Source organism: Allobosea sp. 05L423 (genome assembly GCF_056397745.1).
The window spans coordinates 180,001-183,052 of sequence record NZ_JBFTOA010000009.1; the positions used below are offsets into that span (position 1 = coordinate 180,001).

The window sequence follows — 3,052 nt, forward strand, 5'->3', positions numbered from 1 at the left end:
CCCACTGTTTGTAAGCATTCGGTTTCAGGTGCTATTTCACTCCCCTCGTCGGGGTGCTTTTCACCTTTCCCTCACGGTACTTGTTCACTATCGGTCGCTGAGGAGTACTTAGGCTTGGAGGGTGGTCCCCCCACGTTCAGACAGGATTTCACGTGTCCCGCCTTACTCATGTCTCATCTGTTCGCAGATCCGTACGGGGCTATCACCCATTGTTGCGCGGTTTCCCAACCGCTTCCGGTAACTTGCAGATAAGCACTGGCCTGGTCCGCGTTCGCTCGCCACTACTAACGGAGTCTCGTTGATGTCCTTTCCTCCAGGTACTTAGATGTTTCAGTTCCCTGGGTTAGCTTTGAACCCCTATGTATTCAGAGTTCAATACCTTCTTGTGATCTCTGTTAGCTCAAAAACAGAACCGAAGTCCTGTCCTTGGAATAACAGAGATCGAAGGTGGGTTTCCCCATTCGGAAATCCGCGGATCAAAGCTCATTCGCAGCTCCCCACGGCTTATCGCAGCGTATCACGTCCTTCATCGCCTCTCAGCGCCAAGGCATCCACCGAATGCTCTTAAGGCACTTGATCGTTCTCATGATCGATGTCCGCGAAACAAATTCGCAAAACATATGATCAGAAAGACCATTTATGCTTGCCGAATGTACCCGATTTAACAGAAGCCGATGGTGTCGGACATTCCGCATGCTGCAGGATGAGCAGCTCTCGAATACATTCCCTCTTCACAATGACAAACAGCAGCGCCAACCATCGTTGCCGATGATGGCGAAACTTGAATACTTTCCGGATTTGGTGGAGCCAGACGGGATCGAACCGACGACCTGAAGCTTGCAAAGCTACCGCTCTCCCAACTGAGCTATGGCCCCATTTGAGTAAAGCAACGCGCCACTTGGCGCGGCGGCCGTTCGGCCTTGCGAGCCCAAGAGCTCGAAAGAACCGCCGCTCGTCGGACAGCTCGGCACCCGATGACTGGTGGGCCTGGGAGGATTTGAACCTCCGACCTCACGCTTATCAAGCGCGCGCTCTAACCAACTGAGCTACAGGCCCAAGGCAAATCGACCAAGAAGTCGACCGGCCAAAGCCTGGCTTGGCCCAGAATACGCGACCGATCCAGATGACCGATCCAGCGCATTCGCCCGGAAAGAGAAAGAGAAACGAAGACGGCAAGTTCCGCATGCGAGGCCTGACTGGCCTCTATTGTTCTGAAGAGAGGTCGATACGAAGCAAGCTTCGTGAAGTCCTCTACCTTAGAAAGGAGGTGATCCAGCCGCAGGTTCCCCTACGGCTACCTTGTTACGACTTCACCCCAGTCGCTGAGCCTACCGTGGTCGCCTGCCTCCTTGCGGTTAGCGTAACGCCTTCGGGTAAACCCAACTCCCATGGTGTGACGGGCGGTGTGTACAAGGCCCGGGAACGTATTCACCGTGGCATGCTGATCCACGATTACTAGCGATTCCACCTTCATGTACTCGAGTTGCAGAGTACAATCTGAACTGAGACGGCTTTTTGGGATTAGCTCGAGGTCGCCCTTTCGCTGCCCATTGTCACCGCCATTGTAGCACGTGTGTAGCCCAGCCTGTAAGGGCCATGAGGACTTGACGTCATCCCCACCTTCCTCGCGGCTTATCACCGGCAGTCCCCCTAGAGTTCCCAACTGAATGATGGCAACTAGGGGCGAGGGTTGCGCTCGTTGCGGGACTTAACCCAACATCTCACGACACGAGCTGACGACAGCCATGCAGCACCTGTGTTCCGGCCAGCCGAACTGAAGAAAGGCATCTCTGCCGATCAAACCGGACATGTCAAAAGCTGGTAAGGTTCTGCGCGTTGCTTCGAATTAAACCACATGCTCCACCGCTTGTGCGGGCCCCCGTCAATTCCTTTGAGTTTTAATCTTGCGACCGTACTCCCCAGGCGGAATGCTTAAAGCGTTAGCTGCGCCACTGAAGAGCAAGCTCCCCAACGGCTGGCATTCATCGTTTACGGCGTGGACTACCAGGGTATCTAATCCTGTTTGCTCCCCACGCTTTCGCGCCTCAGCGTCAGTATCGGACCAGTTGGCCGCCTTCGCCACTGGTGTTCTTGCGAATATCTACGAATTTCACCTCTACACTCGCAGTTCCACCAACCTCTTCCGAACTCAAGACTCCCAGTATCGAAGGCAATTCCAGGGTTGAGCCCTGGGCTTTCACCCCCGACTTAAGAGTCCGCCTACGCGCCCTTTACGCCCAGTGATTCCGAGCAACGCTAGCCCCCTTCGTATTACCGCGGCTGCTGGCACGAAGTTAGCCGGGGCTTATTCTTCCGGTACAGTCATTATCTTCCCGGACAAAAGAGCTTTACAACCCTAAGGCCTTCATCACTCACGCGGCATGGCTGGATCAGGCTTGCGCCCATTGTCCAATATTCCCCACTGCTGCCTCCCGTAGGAGTTTGGGCCGTGTCTCAGTCCCAATGTGGCTGATCATCCTCTCAGACCAGCTACTGATCGTCGCCTTGGTGAGCCATTACCTCACCAACTAGCTAATCAGACGCGGGCCGATCTATCGGCGATAAATCTTTCCCCCGAAGGGCGTATCCGGTATTAGTCCAAGTTTCCCTGAATTATTCCGAACCGAAAGGTACGTTCCCACGTGTTACTCACCCGTCTGCCACTAGCACCGAAGTGCCCGTTCGACTTGCATGTGTTAAGCCTGCCGCCAGCGTTCGCTCTGAGCCAGGATCAAACTCTCAGATTGGATGAGATTTTGTTCCGGCATCGCACTGCGTATTGACGGAGACATCTACAGATTACCGAAGCAATCCGCGATGGCTCTTGTATAAACGCAGCACACCGAAGTCTCGTTCGACTTGAGCCTAAACCCAAGTCCGCAAGAACTCGCCGTCCACGTTTCTCTTTCTGTCTTCAATTTTCAAACAGCGTGCGCTCTACAAATTCCGACAGGAACTCGCCCGGTGTCCCGGACGTCAGCCCCAGCCTCATCAGGAAGCGCAGAAGAGGCGCCGCTCAGCGGCGGCGCCGTCTCGATGGGTGGCTTATAGG

1 protein-coding gene, 2 tRNA genes and 2 rRNA genes (1 of these 5 cut by a window edge) are annotated in these 3,052 nt (G+C 54.7%); 1 reads left to right on the plus strand and 4 read right to left on the minus strand.

Translation table 11 applies throughout. The features are described from left to right. A 23S ribosomal RNA gene (locus AC1DNE_RS19885) occupies positions 1-579 on the minus strand (it extends 2,228 nt beyond the left edge of the window). A 114-nt stretch (positions 580-693) separates the two neighbouring features. Here AC1DNE_RS19885 and AC1DNE_RS19890 point away from each other — a divergent pair. Further along, entirely contained in the window at positions 694-834 is a 141-nt protein-coding gene (locus AC1DNE_RS19890) for a hypothetical protein (protein ID WP_441473988.1), read from the plus strand. Here AC1DNE_RS19890 and AC1DNE_RS19895 read toward each other — a convergent pair. The 3 genes from AC1DNE_RS19895 to AC1DNE_RS19905 form a co-directional block, all read right to left on the minus strand. After that, positions 800-875 (minus strand) — tRNA-Ala (locus AC1DNE_RS19895). The genes AC1DNE_RS19890 and AC1DNE_RS19895 overlap by 35 nt on opposite strands. Before the next feature lie 104 nt (positions 876-979). After that, positions 980-1,056 (minus strand) — tRNA-Ile (locus tag AC1DNE_RS19900). Positions 1,057-1,260: 204 nt separating this feature from the next. Beyond that, a 16S ribosomal RNA gene (locus tag AC1DNE_RS19905) occupies positions 1,261-2,747 on the minus strand. Together the 16S and 23S rRNA genes with 2 tRNA genes alongside form the textbook arrangement of a ribosomal RNA operon. Positions 2,748-3,052 lie beyond the last annotated feature (305 nt).